At 57.8% G+C, this 14900-nt stretch carries 16 protein-coding genes and 1 tRNA gene; 5 read left to right on the top strand and 12 right to left on the bottom strand.

Features of this window, described 5'->3' with window-relative positions; all coding sequences use genetic code 11:
• Positions 1 to 15 precede the first annotated feature (15 nt).
• Both zapD and ACZ5RG_RS01915 read left to right on the top strand, forming a co-directional pair.
• Positions 16 to 771: a cell division protein ZapD gene (gene zapD / locus ACZ5RG_RS01920; RefSeq protein ID WP_298598647.1), complete on the top strand. Its 756-nt coding sequence runs from the start codon at positions 16 to 18 to the stop codon at positions 769 to 771.
• The gene (locus ACZ5RG_RS01915) at positions 768 to 983 is read left to right on the top strand and encodes a DNA gyrase inhibitor YacG (protein WP_298598644.1); all 216 of its coding nucleotides are present in this window, start codon (positions 768 to 770) and stop codon (positions 981 to 983) included. The genes zapD and ACZ5RG_RS01915 overlap by 4 nt, the downstream gene beginning before the upstream one ends.
• Before the next feature lie 29 nt (positions 984 to 1012).
• On the opposite strand, the gene ACZ5RG_RS01910 is transcribed toward ACZ5RG_RS01915, so the two are convergent.
• The 4 genes from ACZ5RG_RS01910 to secA form a co-directional block, all read right to left on the bottom strand.
• On the bottom strand, positions 1013 to 1495 hold the full coding sequence (locus ACZ5RG_RS01910) for an NUDIX domain-containing protein (protein WP_312260491.1): 483 nt from the start codon (positions 1493 to 1495) through the stop codon (positions 1013 to 1015).
• Complete coding sequence (locus ACZ5RG_RS01905) at positions 1492 to 2382, bottom strand: ATP-binding protein (RefSeq protein ID WP_464447646.1); 891 nt, start codon at positions 2380 to 2382, stop codon at positions 1492 to 1494. Before ACZ5RG_RS01905 ends, ACZ5RG_RS01910 begins: the two co-directional genes overlap by 4 nt.
• Complete coding sequence (argJ, locus tag ACZ5RG_RS01900) at positions 2379 to 3608, bottom strand: bifunctional glutamate N-acetyltransferase/amino-acid acetyltransferase ArgJ (RefSeq protein ID WP_298598636.1); 1230 nt, start codon at positions 3606 to 3608, stop codon at positions 2379 to 2381. Before argJ ends, ACZ5RG_RS01905 begins: the two co-directional genes overlap by 4 nt.
• Before the next feature lie 85 nt (positions 3609 to 3693).
• On the bottom strand, positions 3694 to 6441 hold the full coding sequence (gene secA / locus ACZ5RG_RS01895; protein ID WP_464447645.1) for a preprotein translocase subunit SecA: 2748 nt from the start codon (positions 6439 to 6441) through the stop codon (positions 3694 to 3696).
• Positions 6442 to 6679: 238 nt separating this feature from the next.
• Between secA and ACZ5RG_RS01890 the strand changes: the two genes are divergently transcribed.
• On the top strand, positions 6680 to 6988 hold the full coding sequence (locus ACZ5RG_RS01890; RefSeq protein ID WP_464447644.1) for a DciA family protein: 309 nt from the start codon (positions 6680 to 6682) through the stop codon (positions 6986 to 6988).
• An 87-nt stretch (positions 6989 to 7075) separates the two neighbouring features.
• On the opposite strand, the gene ACZ5RG_RS01885 is transcribed toward ACZ5RG_RS01890, so the two are convergent.
• The 6 genes from ACZ5RG_RS01885 to petA form a co-directional block, all read right to left on the bottom strand.
• Positions 7076 to 7151, bottom strand: a tRNA-Thr gene (locus tag ACZ5RG_RS01885).
• A gap of 58 nt (positions 7152 to 7209) precedes the next feature.
• On the bottom strand, positions 7210 to 7659 hold the full coding sequence (locus ACZ5RG_RS01880) for a ClpXP protease specificity-enhancing factor (RefSeq protein ID WP_312260496.1): 450 nt from the start codon (positions 7657 to 7659) through the stop codon (positions 7210 to 7212).
• A gap of 18 nt (positions 7660 to 7677) precedes the next feature.
• Positions 7678 to 8289, bottom strand: a complete 612-nt coding sequence (locus ACZ5RG_RS01875) for a glutathione S-transferase N-terminal domain-containing protein (protein ID WP_298601883.1) — start codon at positions 8287 to 8289, stop codon at positions 7678 to 7680.
• A gap of 91 nt (positions 8290 to 8380) precedes the next feature.
• Positions 8381 to 9148 carry a cytochrome c1 gene (locus tag ACZ5RG_RS01870; RefSeq protein ID WP_315137891.1) on the bottom strand — a complete coding sequence of 256 codons (768 nt, stop codon included), beginning with the start codon at positions 9146 to 9148 and terminating at the stop codon, positions 8381 to 8383.
• A 20-nt stretch (positions 9149 to 9168) separates the two neighbouring features.
• Positions 9169 to 10578 (bottom strand): cytochrome b, encoded by a 1410-nt coding sequence (locus tag ACZ5RG_RS01865; RefSeq protein WP_464447643.1) that lies wholly within the window; start codon positions 10576 to 10578, stop codon positions 9169 to 9171.
• A gap of 11 nt (positions 10579 to 10589) precedes the next feature.
• On the bottom strand, positions 10590 to 11186 hold the full coding sequence (petA, locus tag ACZ5RG_RS01860) for a ubiquinol-cytochrome c reductase iron-sulfur subunit (RefSeq protein WP_298601875.1): 597 nt from the start codon (positions 11184 to 11186) through the stop codon (positions 10590 to 10592).
• A gap of 139 nt (positions 11187 to 11325) precedes the next feature.
• On the opposite strand from petA, the gene mscL reads away from it, so the two are divergent.
• Positions 11326 to 11757: a large conductance mechanosensitive channel protein MscL gene (mscL, locus tag ACZ5RG_RS01855; protein WP_298601872.1), complete on the top strand. Its 432-nt coding sequence runs from the start codon at positions 11326 to 11328 to the stop codon at positions 11755 to 11757.
• Positions 11758 to 11769: 12 nt separating this feature from the next.
• On the opposite strand, the gene pdxA is transcribed toward mscL, so the two are convergent.
• Together pdxA and ACZ5RG_RS01845 are read right to left on the bottom strand one after the other, a co-directional pair.
• Positions 11770 to 12846 (bottom strand): 4-hydroxythreonine-4-phosphate dehydrogenase PdxA, encoded by a 1077-nt coding sequence (pdxA, locus tag ACZ5RG_RS01850; RefSeq protein ID WP_464447642.1) that lies wholly within the window; start codon positions 12844 to 12846, stop codon positions 11770 to 11772.
• A gap of 11 nt (positions 12847 to 12857) precedes the next feature.
• Positions 12858 to 13610: a Nif3-like dinuclear metal center hexameric protein gene (locus ACZ5RG_RS01845; protein WP_298601866.1), complete on the bottom strand. Its 753-nt coding sequence runs from the start codon at positions 13608 to 13610 to the stop codon at positions 12858 to 12860.
• Positions 13611 to 13724: 114 nt separating this feature from the next.
• On the opposite strand from ACZ5RG_RS01845, the gene ACZ5RG_RS01840 reads away from it, so the two are divergent.
• Positions 13725 to 14882 carry a S1C family serine protease gene (locus ACZ5RG_RS01840; protein ID WP_298601863.1) on the top strand — a complete coding sequence of 386 codons (1158 nt, stop codon included), beginning with the start codon at positions 13725 to 13727 and terminating at the stop codon, positions 14880 to 14882.
• Positions 14883 to 14900 lie beyond the last annotated feature (18 nt).

Genomic DNA, 14900 nt, shown 5'->3' with positions numbered 1-14900 from the left:
ACTGGAAAACGCCGCGTGATACTGTACGAATACCCCTTCAACGAACGCATACGCACTTACCTGCGACTGCAACAATTGTTCAACCGCTTGGGCCAATTGATGGCCCGCACGGAGGCGCTCGATCACCACTTTGCACTGACCACTTTGTTCGAAATCATCGAAGTGGCCTCGCGCTCGGAGTTGAAGTCTGACGTGCTGAAAGACCTCGAACGCCAAAAGCAGCTGTACAACGGCTACCGTGGCAATCCGGCCATCTCCGAAAAAGCCCTTGACGGACTGATTGCCCAACTGGACGAGCACTTCGAAGCCCTCAACCAGGTCAGCGGCAAAATTGGCCAAAGCCTGAACGACAACGATTTCCTGATGGCTTTGCGCAGTCGCGCTGTCATCCCTGGCGGCACTTGCGAGTTTGATTTGCCCGCCTATTTTGCTTGGCAACACCACGATGCGCCAAGCCGTGCCAGCGATTTAGCGCAATGGGTTGCACCGTTCGGCCCCTTGGCCCAAGCTGTCCAGTTGCTGCTGAAAATGTTGCGCGAATCCGGCAGCAGTCAAAAAGTCATGGCCACGGCAGGACAACTGCAGCAAAACCTGCCGCAGGGCCGGACGTTTCAGCTGTTGCGGCTCAAAATTGACCCCTCATTGGGCATCACCCCTGAAATCAGCTGCAACCGTTTGCTGGTGGTGATCCGCATGATGCGACAGCAAAGCGATGGCAAGTTACTGGCCACCACCGAGGACGTGCCTTTTGAGATGTCTTTGTGCGCATGAGCGACTCGAACACGCCCCAAGACTTCGCACCGCGCAAGGTACGCTGCCCCGCCTGTGCAGGCCTGAGCCTTTACAGCAGCACCAACCCCTATCGCCCGTTTTGCAGCGCCCGCTGCAAGGGTGTTGACTTGGGCGCTTGGGCCAGTGAAGAGTTCAAACTGCCCGACGAAACGCCGCCCGACGAGCCCTTTGGCGATCCGCGTTTGCAATAAATCAGCAACGGGCCCGCGCCCAACGAAATTCAGCTGTGCGTAGCACCGCTGAACTGACGCTCTTCGGCAAGCCAGCCCAGTACCGGCACCGTACCCGGCAGCACCGGCACCATGCTCACCGGCAAACTCTGCCAAGCATGTGACTGGCCTTCGCGCATTTGCAGCTCGCCTTGCCAATGCCAGACTTTGCAAAAATGCAGCCGCACCAAGGCGTGCGGGTAATCGACCATCTGGATTTTCCAGGCCTGCGCCTCGCCGATCGTGATGCCCAACTCTTCTTGCAACTCTCGGCGCAGGGCTTGTTCGACCGATTCACCGGCTTCCAGCTTGCCGCCCGGAAACTCCCAATAGCCTGCGTAGACCTTGCCATCGGGGCGCGAGGTCAGTAAAAACTGGCCATCGGTTTGCATCAACACGCCAACCGCCACATCGACCACCGCACGTTCGGTCTGGTCTGCGCCCACGTCTTCGCGAGCGCGTTCCCCGTCGGCCACCAACAGGCCGGTGCTCATGCCTGATCCGATTGGCGACCCATCATGTCGCGGGCAAACTGGTAAGCCACACGGCCACTGCGCGAACCGCGCTCCAATGCCCACAGCAAAGCATCAGGTCTAGCCGCGTCGATTTGCGCGGTTGTGGCACCCAAGGCGCTGAGCCACTGACCCGCAATGGTCAGGTACTCGTCTTGCGAGAAGGGGTAGAAACTGATCCACAAACCGAAGCGCTCGGACAGGGAGATTTTCTCTTCCACGCCTTCGCCCGGATGCACTTCGCCATCGTCGGTGTGTTTGTAGGTGAGGTTCTCGCTCATGTACTCGGGCAGCAAATGGCGTCGGTTGCTGGTGGCGTACACCAGCACATTGGGGGTTGATGCCGCCACAGTGCCGTCGAGGATGGATTTGAGGGCCTTGTAGCCCGGCTCACCATCTTCAAAACTCAGGTCATCGCAATACACAATGAACTTTTCATCGCGTCCGGCCACCACCTCGATGATGTCGGGCAGATCGATCAGGTCTCCCTTGTCCACCTCGATCAGGCGCAGGCCTTGGGGTGCGTAGGTGTTGAGGCACGCCTTGATGAGCGACGATTTGCCGGTTCCGCGTGCGCCCGTCAGCAGCACGTTGTTGGCCGGGCGGCCCTGCACAAACTGCTCGGTATTGCGTTGCAGCTTTTCCTTTTGATCGTCGATTTCCTTCAGATCAGCCAGCGTCATGGCCGCCACATGGCGCACCGGCTCCAGCACGCCATGGCCGGACGAGCGCTTGCGGTAACGCCAGGCAATGGCCTGCGTCCAATCAGGGGCCGACAAGGGCTGAGGCAAAACCGACTCGATGCGGTCCACCAACTGGCTGACTTTGGCCAGCAGTTGGTCCAATGCAGATGGGGCGACTGAGTTCATGAACGGTAATCCGCGTTGATGGTGACGTATTCATGGCTCAAGTCGCAGGTCCAGACGGTGTCGCTGGCTGTGCCTCGGCCCAGGCCCACGCGCACAGTGATCTCGCTGCCCTTCATGACGCGTTGGCCATCTTCTTCGCGGTATTCGGCACGGCGCCCGCCTTGCGACACCACATGCACGTCGTCCAAGTGCAACTCGATCAAGCCTTGGTCCAGATCGGTGATGCCCGCATAGCCCACCGCTGCCAGGATGCGGCCCAGATTCGGGTCGCTGGCGAAGAAAGCCGTTTTAACCAAGGGCGAATGCGCGATGGCGTATGCCACCTGACGGCACTCGTCAGCTGTCCGGCCACCCTCGACCTGCACAGTGATGAACTTGGTGGCACCTTCGCCATCGCGCACGATGGCATGCGCCAGCTGGCGTGCCACGTGCATCAAGCCCTGCAGCAAGGCCTGGCCGTCAGCACTGTCCAGCGAAGTGATGGGCGCGTTGCCTGCCTTGTGCGTGGCGATCAGCATGAACGAGTCGTTGGTCGAAGTGTCGCCATCGATCGTGATGCGGTTGAACGAGCCATCGGCCAATTGTTTGGCCAGTGGGGCCAACAAAGCAGGATCGATGCAAGCGTCTGTGGCCACAAAGCCCAACATGGTGGCCATGTTGGGGCGAATCATGCCTGCGCCTTTGCTGATGCCGGTGATGCTGACCGTCTGGCCGCCCACTTTCACCTGCGTGCTGGCTGCTTTGGGCACGGTGTCGGTGGTCATGATGCCTTCAGCCGCCTTGGCCCAGTGCGCGGCTTGCGCGTCGGCCAAAGCAGCGGGCAAGCCCGCCACGATGCGGTCCACGGGCAGCGGCTCCATGATCACGCCCGTTGAAAACGGCAAAATTTGTGCGGATGTGCATTGCAGCAAGCTGGCCAGGGCCTCGCAGGTCTGGCGTGCATGGGCCAAACCCGGTGCGCCGGTACCCGCGTTGGCGTTGCCGGTGTTGATGACCAAGGCCCGCACGTCGCTGCCCGCGGCCAAGTGCTCACGGCACACTTGAACGGGCGCAGCACAAAAGCGGTTGCTGGTGAACACGCCCGCCACACTGGCACCTGGCTCCAGCAAAAAAACGGTCAAGTCTTTGCGGTTGGCTTTGCGCACGCCGGCTTCGGCAATGCCAATGCGAACGCCCGCAATCGGGCTCAATTGGGCGGGGTCCAATGGTGGCAAATTCACAGGCATGGTGATCCTTCAGGAAAAGAGAAAATAATTTTTCGGACGCACACAAACGAAACGGGCCGAAGCCCGTCTCATCCGCGCAGCAAACTCAGGCGAGTTTGCCGTGGCATTGCTTGAACTTCTTGCCGCTGCCACAAGGGCAAGGCTCGTTGCGTCCAACAGGGCCAAAGGCTTGCTGCAAACCCGCCAGATCAGCGGCCACGGTTTGTGGCTCACCCGACTCATCGGGCGCGCTGTAAGTCACGTTGCTGATGTGCTCGGCACGCTCCTCAATGTCTTGGGCCGCCTGTTCGATCTGGTCGCCCGAATCAATGCGCACCGTCATCAAGGTGCGGGTAACTTCGTTTTTGACCGCGTCGAGCAACTGGCCAAACAACTCAAACGCTTCGCGCTTGTATTCCTGCTTGGGTTGCTTTTGCGCATAACCACGCAAGTGGATACCTTGGCGCAGATAATCCAGTGCGCTCAGGTGCTCGCGCCAGTGCGTGTCGATGCTTTGCAGCAAGACCATGCGCTCAAATGAGACAAAGTTCTCAGCCCCCACGCTGTCGAGCTTGGCCTGGAAATGGGCGTTGGCCGTGGCCACCACCATCTCCAGAATTTCTTCGTCGGTGATGGCATTGGAGGCCTGGACCTTCTCGCGCAAGTTGACTTCCAGCAACCACTCATCGGCCAACGCTTTCTCAAGGCTGGCCAAGTCCCATTGCTCTTCCACCGACTCGGCAGGCACGTATTGGCGCACCAGATCGACAAAGCAGCCTTCACGCAATGAAGCGATCTGGCTGTTCAGGTCTGCGGCATCCAGAATGTCGTTGCGCTGCTGGTAGATCACTTTGCGCTGGTCATTGGACACATCGTCGTATTCCAGCAATTGCTTGCGGATGTCGAAGTTACGCGACTCCACTTTGCGCTGCGCGCTTTCAATGCTGCGCGTGACGATGCCCGCTTCGATGGCCTCGCCTTCAGGCATCTTCAAACGGTCCATGATGGCGCGCACGCGGTCTCCCGCAAAAATGCGCATGAGCGGATCGTCCAGGCTCAAATAAAAACGCGAAGAACCGGGGTCGCCTTGGCGGCCCGAACGGCCACGCAATTGGTTGTCAATGCGGCGCGACTCATGGCGTTCGGTGGCGATGATGCGCAAACCGCCCAAAGCCTTGACCTGTTCGTGCACCATTTTCCATTGCTCACGCAGCTCGGCCACGCGAACTTGGCGTGCGTCTTCAGACAAGCTTTCGTCGGTCTCAGCGGCCTGGATGTCTTTTTCGATGTTGCCACCCAGCACGATGTCGGTCCCACGACCGGCCATGTTGGTGGCGATCGTGATCATGCCGGGGCGACCTGCTTGAGCCACGATGTCGGCCTCGCGGGCGTGCTGCTTGGCGTTGAGCACCTGGTGCGGCAACTTCTCTTGCGTCAGCAGCTGGGCAATCAACTCAGAGTTTTCAATCGAGGTGGTACCCACCAGCACAGGCTGACCGCGCTCGTGGCATTCGCGAATGTCGGTGATCGCGGCGTTGTAACGCTCTTGTGATGTCTTGTACACACGGTCGAGTTGGTCTTCACGCTGGCTCTTGCGGTGCGGCGGAATGACCATGGTCTCCAGGCCATAGATTTCCTGAAACTCATACGCTTCGGTATCGGCCGTTCCGGTCATGCCACCGATCTTGTTGTACAGGCGGAAATAGTTCTGGAAGGTGATGGAGGCCAGCGTCTGGTTTTCGGCCTGGATCTGCACATCTTCTTTCGCTTCCACGGCCTGGTGCAAGCCATCGCTCCAGCGACGACCGGTCATCAAACGCCCGGTGAATTCGTCCACGATCACAATCTCGCCCTCTTGCACCACGTAATGCTGATCGCGGTGGTACAGGTGCTGTGCACGCAAGGCCGCGTTCAGGTGGTGCATCAAGGTGATGTTGGCCGGGTCATACAGGCTAGCGCCTTCAGGGATCAGGCCCATTTGCGCCAGTACCGCTTCGGCTTTTTCGTGACCTTGCTCGGTCAGGAAAATTTGGTGCGATTTTTCATCCAAGGTGAAGTCACCGGGGGTGATGATGCCCTCGCCCGTGCGAGGGTCGGCTTCGCCTTCTTGGCGGGTGAGCAATGGCACAACCTGCTTCATTGACAAGTATGTCGCGGTGTGGTCTTCAGCCTGGCCGCTGATGATCAAGGGCGTGCGTGCCTCGTCGATCAGGATCGAGTCGACCTCATCGATGATGGCGTAGTTCAGAGGGCGTTGCACGCGGTCATGGGCTTCATAGACCATGTTGTCGCGCAAGTAGTCAAAACCGTATTCGTTGTTGGTGCCGTAAGTGATGTCCGAGTTGTAAGCGGCTTGCTTTTCTTCGCGCGACATCTGGGCGAGGTTGATACCGACCGACAAACCCAAAAAGTTGAACAGCTTGCCCATCCAACGCGCATCGCGGCTGGCCAGGTAGTCGTTCACGGTGACCACATGCACGCCTTTGCCTGCCAAGGCGTTCAGGTAAGCGGGCAATGTGGAGGTCAGGGTTTTGCCCTCGCCCGTGCGCATTTCGGCAATTTTGCCGTTGTGCAAGGCAATGCCACCAGATATCTGCACATCGAAGTGCCGCATCTTCATGACGCGTTTGGAGCCTTCACGCACCACGGCAAAGGCTTCAGGCAGCAAAGCATCGAGCGTTTCGCCAGCGGCAAAGCGATCACGAAATGCCTGGGTTTTGCCACGCAGTTCGTCGTCGCTTAAAGACTCCAGTCCGGCTTCCAGTGCGTTGATGCGCTCCACCGTTTTGCGGTATTGCTTGAGCAGGCGGTCGTTGCGGCTGCCGAAAATTTTAGTGAGGAATGGGATGGCCATGTCTACAAGATCCACCTTCAGCCAAGGCTGAGAGACAGACCGTCTATCCTGTCAAGTTAAAGGGTTCAGAGAAAACCGGGCCAGCGAAGTCATATCCCACTTGCCCCAGCGGGCCGCCACAGGCGCCAGCTTAACCCGATGATTTTAGCCTCTGGGACTGCCCCTTTTGATGCCTGCTTTCAGGGGCGGGCTTTCGGCTTCACAAGCTGCCGGATAATGAGCGGCTATAGCTTCAATCATGCAAAGACGCCACCAAGCCATTCCCCTGGAACAAGCCGCGCAAGAATCACCTACTTTTGCGCGATTGGCTGGATTGGTGCGCGATTCATCAGCCCGCTTGCAAGCCATTCGCACTTTGCTGCCAGCCCCCTTGCGGGCCAGTGTTCAGGCGGGACCGATTGAAGACGGATGCTGGTGCCTGCTGGTCAGCTCCAACGCAGTGGCTGCCAAACTGCGCCAACTGGTCCCGGCCCTGCAAGCCCATTTGAACCAGAAGGGCCTTCAGGTCAGCAGCATTCGCATCAAAGTGCAAAACCGCGCGATGTAATTTGCCAAGGCGGTTGATTCAAGCCGCTGATCATTTTCAAAAACAAAAAAAAGGCCCTGATCTTGGATCAGGGCCTTTTCAGGTTTGTGGTGCCGCTTGTCGGATTCGAACTGACGACCTACCGCTTACAAGGCGGGTGCTCTACCAACTGAGCTAAAGCGGCACGGGCTGAATTCTAACTTGCTCCAAGCCCAACTTCGGGGTCGAAGCCGTTAATTTTTTCACTTAATCCGTTTAAGGGCCGGACGCGCAGGACTTGTGCTGGGTGGTGTGGGCTCATCCCCCTCCACCACCTTGACATCTTTCACGCCCACAGGTGTCAATGGGGTCGAGGGCACAACATCGTCATCACTCACAGGAAACGCCATGCCTTGGCCATTTTCACGGGCATAGATCGCCATGACGCGATGGATCGGGACCATGATGTCGCGAGGCTTTCCGCCAAATCGGGCTTTGAATTCGATGAACTCATTGCCTAACTTGAGCGAACTGGTCGCGTCCATGCTGACATTCAGCACGATCTCGCCCCCTTGCACATATTCGCGCGGCACCTGCACGGAGTTGTCCACCTTGACGGCCACATAAGGTGTGAAGCCGTTTTCGGAGCACCACTCGTACAAAGCCCGAATCAAATAGGGGCGTGTTGACGGCAATTCAGTGTCACTGATCATCGTAGGCTCCACCCGAACTTACTTGCGCATGACCTTTTCGGACGGCGTCAATGCCTCAATGTAGGCGGGGCGCGAAAAGATGCGCTCAGCGTACTTGAGCAAAGGTGCCGCATTTTTGCTGAGCTCGATACCGTAGTAATCCAGACGCCAGAGCAGCGGCGCGATCGCCACGTCGAGCATGGAGAAGCTGTCTCCGAGCATGAACTTGTTCTTCAAGAAAACCGGTGCCAATTGGGTCAAGCGATCGCGGATGTGCGAGCGGGCTTTTTCCAGGGCTTTGTCGTTGCCTTTGAGGGCGCGGTTCTCCAGCGTCAACACATGGGCAAAAAGCTCTTTCTCGAAGTTGAGCAAGAACAAGCGCACACGGGCACGGTCAACCGGGTCACCGGGCATCAGTTGAGGGTGCGGAAAACGCTCATCGATGTACTCGTTGATGATGTTTGATTCGTACAGGATCAGATCACGTTCGACCAAAATCGGGACCTGGCCGTACGGATTCATCACGTTGATGTCTTCGGGCTTGTTGTAGAGGTCCACGTCACGGATTTCGAAATCCATGCCTTTTTCGAACAGCACAAAGCGGCAACGATGGGAAAAAGGGCAAGTGGTTCCGGAATAAAGCACCATCATGGCAAAGGCTCCTCAAAAAATCAAAAAGAGTGGAAGGCCCGAAGGCCTGCCACTCCACAAGACCCGGCAATGCTGCCGGGTGAACAATCAATTACTTGATGTCTTTCCAATACGCGGCATTCAGACGCCAGGCGATAAAGGTGAAGATTGACAAGAAAATCAGAACCCAGACGCCAATGCGAACGCGGGTGTTTTGGGCTGGCTCTGCCATCCACTGCATGTAACCCACCAGATCACCAATGGCTTGGTCGTACTGCAAAGGCGTCATGGTGCCGGGTTTGACTTGCTTCCAGCCTTTGAAGATTTGGACCGTGTGGCCATGTTCTTCTTTGTCTTCGTACACAGGCTCACGCTCGCCCTGCAGTTCCCACAAAGGATTGGGCATGCCCACGTTGGGGTAAGCCAAGTTGTTCCAACCGGTCAACTTGGTGTCGTCACGGTGGTAGCTGCGCAGGTAGGTGTAGAGGTAATCAGCGCCAGTGCCGCCGTGACCTGCACGCGAACGTGCCATCAAGGTCAGATCAGGTGGATTCTTGCCAAACCACTCTTTGGCCTGAGCAGGATCAATCGCAGCCTTCATGGTGTCGCCAACCTTGGTGGTCGCAAACAACAGGTTGTCTTTGATCTGCTGCTCGGTCAAGCCGATGTCTTTCAAGCGGTTGTAACGCATGAAAGCAGCGGAGTGGCAGTTCAGACAGTAATTGACGAACAGCTTGGCACCGTTTTGCAGTGCGGCCAAATCGTTCGTTTTGTTGGGTGCTTTGTCCCAGGCGATGGCATCACCACCAGAGGCTTGGGCGCCAGACAGCAAGCCCAGGGCCATCACAAAGCCCAGCGCGAGTTTCTTGATGTTTTTCATGTTCTTGAATCTCCGTGATCTCAGTGAGGCGTGAAGGTCACGCGGTCAGGAACCTGCTTGGGCGTGCCCAGCTTGCTCCACCAAGGCATCAACAGAAAGAAGCCGAAATAGAACAGGGAACCGACTTGGGAAACGCGCTCACCGATAGGCGATGGCGGTTGCACACCCAAATAGCCCAAGATCAGGAAGTTGATCACAAACACGGCATACAAATACTTGTGCCAGTCAGGACGGTAGCGGATCGACTTGACCGGGCTGTTATCGAGCCATGGCAAGAAGAACAGGATGATGACAGCGCCACCCATGACGACCACACCCCAGAATTTGGCATCAATGGCCATCATCAAGGCACAGATCACCACGGCTGCGCCAATCACGGCACCCTTGAGCAGCTGGGGCAACTTGCCCTTCGCCACAGCCAACACCGCGCCGATCACCACGCAGGCGATCAAGGCGTACATCATCTCGCTGGTGATGGCACGCAGCATCGAGTAGAAGGGCGTGAAGTACCACACGGGTGCGATGTGCAAAGGTGTGGTCAGCGGGTCAGCAGGGATGAAGTTGTTGTATTCGAGGAAGTAACCACCGAATTCAGGCGCAAAAAACACAATCGCCGTGAACGCCATCAAAAAGACGCTCACGCCCATGATGTCGTGCACCGAATAGTAAGGGTGGAACGGAATACCGTCCAAAGGGTGCCCTTGAGCATCTTTGGGGGCGTTCGGGCCCTTGATTTCAACGCCATCGGGGTTGTTGGAGCCGACTTCGTGCAACGCAATGATGTGCGCCACAACCAAGCCCAACAAAACCAAAGGCACGGCAATCACGTGGAAGCTGAAGAAACGGTTCAAAGTGGCATCGCCCACCACGAAATCGCCACGGATCAGCAAGGCCAAATCAGGACCGATGAACGGAATGGCCGAGAACAAGTTCACGATCACCTGGGCGCCCCAGTAGGACATCTGACCCCAAGGCAAGAGGTAACCCATGAAGGCTTCCGCCATCAAGCACAAGAAGATCGCGCAACCGAAGATCCAGACCAACTCGCGCGGTTTGCGGTAGCTGCCGTACATCAGGCCACGGAACATGTGCAAGTACACGACCACAAAGAACGCAGATGCGCCTGTGGAGTGCATGTAACGGATCAACCAGCCCCAAGGCACATCGCGCATGATGTATTCAACCGAGGCGAATGCCACAGCCGCATCCGGCTTGTAATGCATGACCAGGAAAATACCGGTGACGATCTGAATCACCAACACCAGCAAAGCCAGCGAGCCGAAGAAGTACCAGAAGTTGAAGTTCTTGGGTGCGTAGTACTCGGACAGGTGCTCCTTGTACAGCTTGGAAGCCGGGAAGCGGTTGTCCACCCAGTTGAGCAGCTTTTCGCCAGCAGGGGCGTTGGGGGAAATTTCTTTGAATTCAGCCATGTCGTTCTCCATCAGGCCTTCTTGTCTTCACCAATGATCAATTTGGTGTCGGACAGGTACATGTGCGGAGGCACTTCGAGGTTATCCGGTGCAGGCTTGTTCTTGAACACGCGGCCAGCCAAATCGAAAGTCGAACCGTGGCAAGCGCACAGGAAACCACCCGTCCAGTCGTCAGGCAGCGATGGCTGAGGGCCTGTAGCGAACTTGTCGCCTGGCGAGCAACCCAAGTGGGTGCAAATGCCCACAGCCACCATGATTTCGGGCTTGATCGACCGGTGCTGGTTTTTGGCGTACTCAGGGGTAGGGTAAGCGTTGCGATCCGAGGCTGGATCAGCCAGCTGGCCTTCGATTTTCTTGAGAGATTCGAGCTGTTCGGGCGAACGCTTCATGATCCATACGGGCTTGCCGCGCCATTCGACGGTCAGCTTCTCGCCAGGATTCAAAGCGGAAATATCCACTTCTACGGCCGCGCCGGCCGCTTTGGCTCGTTCGGAAGGTTGAAAGCTGCTGACGAAGGGGGTGGCCACAAAGCCAGCGCCTACGGCACCTGCGCAACCGGAGGCAATCAGCCAGGTCCGTTTGCTGCTGTCGACTGGGGTGTCACTCATGGGAATCCTCTAGCGAGTCGTTATCAGGGTCAACCCGGGATTGTAGCGGAGTGAAACAGACAAATGACTTACAACCACCACCACCTTGCTTTTCATGCTGCACAATAGCCCTCTCTTTATCTTTTCAGAGGATTTTTAAATGTCTTTTTCTCAAGAATTCAAAACTTTCGTAGTCAAGGGCAATGTCATGGACCTTGCTGTGGGCGTGATCATTGGCGGCGCATTCGGAAAAATCGTGGATTCGGCTGTCAGCGACCTGATCATGCCCTTGGTCAGCAAGCTCTTTGGCGGCCTGGATTTCTCCAATTACTACGTTGCCTTGGCGGGTCAAACGGCTGGCCTGAGCCTGCTCGAAGCCAAAAAGCTGGGTTCTGTGTTTGCTTACGGTAACTTCATCACAGTGGCGCTGAATTTCGTCATCTTGGCGTTCATCATCTTTTTGATGATTCGCCAAATGAACCGCATGAGCGCAGCCAAGGCGGACTCTGCAGCCCCTGAAGCGGCTCCCGTCACGCCTGAAGACGTGATGCTGTTGCGTGAAATCCGCGACAGCCTGAAAACCAAAGGCTGAAGTCCCCAGAGGTCAGTGCGCGCCACTGACCATCTGGCGCGCCATGCGGATGGCCTGGATCATGCTGCTGGCATCGGCCACGCCTTTGCCTGCCAGGTCCATGGCCGTACCGTGGTCCGGGCTGGTCCTGACCAGCGGCAGCCCCAGGGTCACGTTCACCCCCTGCTCCACCCCCAGGTATTTGACCGGGATCAAGCCCTGATCGTGGTACATCGCAATGACCACATCAAACTCACGACGGCCATCGGCCTGCTTGCGGGCCCGCATGAAAACAGTGTCAGGGGCATAAGGGCCATGCACATCCATCCCATGCTGCCTTGCTGCGGCAAGACAGGGCTGCAGAATGTCGATTTCTTCGCGCCCAAACAAGCCCCCCTCGCCAGCATGCGGATTGACACCTGCCACAGCCATCCGAGGCCTGCGGCCCAATATTTTCGACAATGAAGCATCGGTGATGGCAAGGGTTTGCAAGACACGCTCGAACGTGATGGCGTCCAAGGCATCGCGCAGCGACACATGGATGCTCACCAGCACCGTGCGCAGCTCGTTGTTGGCCAACATCATGCGCACCGGCATCAGCTCGATAGTCACCCCCGCATGCCGGGCCGCTTCGGCTTGCAACAACTCGGTGTGGCCAGGGTATTGGTTGTAAGGCGCACCAGCGGCGTGCAAGGCTTCTTTGTGCAAAGGTGCAGTGACCAGCCCGGCCAACTCGCCCCGCAATGCAGCACGTGTAGCCCACAAGACGGCTTCACCCGCCAATTGCCCGGCACGGCCATCGATGCACCCCCAAGGCAATACAGGCGACACCGGCACCACCTGTAACACAGGCAAACACCGGGGCGGAACATGCAGGGCCTCGCTCGGGGCTTGGATTTCGACAACCGGAAAGGTCGGCACCGCCTGCACCAAAGCCATGGCGCGGCGCATCAAGCCCACATCGCCCGCCACAAAACAACCTTGGGTCGACTCAGGCGCAAGGCACCACGCACGGGCGATGATTTCAGGCCCAATGCCGCAAGGGTCGCCCGGCGTGAGGGCGATGGCTTGCTGGATCAAGGGCGTCAGCGGAGCGGATTCAAAAGTCATGCGTGTGCGCCTCAAGCCGGGTTGTCGATGTCAATGAAACGGTGTTGCATGCCCAGGTCTTGCGCAACGCGGGCAGCCACAGCGGGGGCACCGTAACGCTCACTCGCATGGTGCCCACAAGCCAGAAAGGCCACGCCGGTTTCTCTGGCCAGATGGGCTTGGGGTTCCGATATTTCACCCGTAATGAAGACGTCCACACCTTGAGCAATGGCGGCTTCAAAGTAACCTTGCGCCCCGCCCGTGCACCAGCCCACTCGGCGAACGGGTCGATTGCTGTCACCCGCGCAAATCACCGAGCGTCCGAGAACGGCGGCCACATGGTCGGCCAAGGCCTGAGGGCTGGCCCATGTCTTGACACCAGTACCCACAAAGCCCAAATCCTGCTCGCCAAATCGACCATCGGCTTGCAGGCCCAACACACGGGCCAGCTGGGCGTTGTTGCCCAATTCGGGGTGCGCATCCAGCGGCAGGTGGTAAGCAAACAAATGAATGCCATGGGTCAATAACAAGCGCAGCCGTTCACGCATCCAGCCAGTGACACGCCCGTCCTGGCCTTTCCAAAAAAGGCCATGGTGCACAAAAATGGCATCGGCATCGGCTTCAATCGCCGCTTCGATCAGGGCCCGACTGGCGGTGACACCACTGACCAGCAATTTCACCTCGCGGTCACCTTCGACCTGCAAGCCATTGGGGCCGTAATCGCGGAACTTATCGGGTTGGAGCAGGGCATCAAAGGCCTGGCCCAAGGTTTTGGCATTGGTCATCGGCTGCGCTTTCAGGATGGGAGGAGTATTGTGGCGCAAGGCCTGCATGACTTGACCCACCAAGGGCGCACCATGCAACCGGGCGAGTGCCCCGAATCAAGGACAATTGGGCTCATGAAACGTTATTGGCTCCTCTTTTCGCAATGGGTGACGGTCTTGTTGGCGGTCTGGTTTGTCGTGGCCACACTCCAGCCCGATTGGTTGCGCAGTGCACAGCGCTCGACCGACGGAATGACTTTGCTGCAGGCTCCCGCAGGTTCACCACTGAGCCGTCCGGTGGGCAGCCTGAGCGCACCCGCCCGCCAAGCGTCGCCAGCGGTGGTCAGCATCAACACCAGCAAAGCCAGCACACAAAGCCCCCAGAGCCAAGACCCTTGGTTCAAATTTTTCTATGGTGAGCAGGAAGAACAAAATCCAGCCGGGCTGGGCAGTGGCGTCATTGTCAGCCCCGAAGGCCACATCTTGACCAACAACCATGTGATTGAAGATGCGGACGACATCGAAGTCGTGCTGGCCGATGGCCGCCGTGCTGCGGCCAAAGTCATTGGCACCGACCCTGACACCGACTTGGCACTGCTGAAAATCACGCTCGACAAATTGCCCGTGATTGTGCTGGGGCAAACCCAAAACCTGCAGGTAGGCGATGTGGTGCTGGCCATTGGCAACCCCTTTGGCGTGGGCCAAACCGTGACATCGGGCATCGTCAGCGCCTTGGGCCGGAGTCAGCTGGGCATCAACACGTTCGAAAACTTCATACAGACCGATGCCGCCATCAACCCCGGCAACTCAGGCGGTGCATTGGTGGATGTGAATGGCCACCTGATGGGCATCAACACGGCCATTTATTCCCGCTCAGGCGGCAGCATGGGCATTGGCTTTGCCATCCCGATCTCTACGGCCAAGCAAGTCATGCAGGATTTGCTGAAAAACGGCAAAGTCATCCGGGGCTGGATCGGGGTCGAGCCGCAAGACATGTCCGCCGAATTGGCCGAAAGCTTTCAACTCCCTAAATCTGGCCAAGTCCTGCCTTCGGGGGTTGTGATCACGGGCGTGCTGAAAAACGGGCCTGCCGCCAATGCCGGCATTCGCCCCGGTGACGTGATCGTCAAGGTGGCTGGTCAGCCTGTCAGCAATGTGGCCGAGTTGTTGGTTCAGGTGGCCAGCTTGAAGCCTGGTGAACCTGCCGAGGTGAAAGTCTGGCGTCGCCAAGGCGAAGTCAATTTGCGCTTGACCCCGGCCGAGCGGCCTGCAGCCAACAAAATGCGCAAATAAATCCCCGACGCGGGAATG

The sequence above is a fragment of the Limnohabitans sp. TEGF005 genome (genome assembly GCF_055394835.1).
Note: the sequence above shows the minus strand (reverse complement) of the source record. Positions and strands in the feature narration are given on the sequence as shown.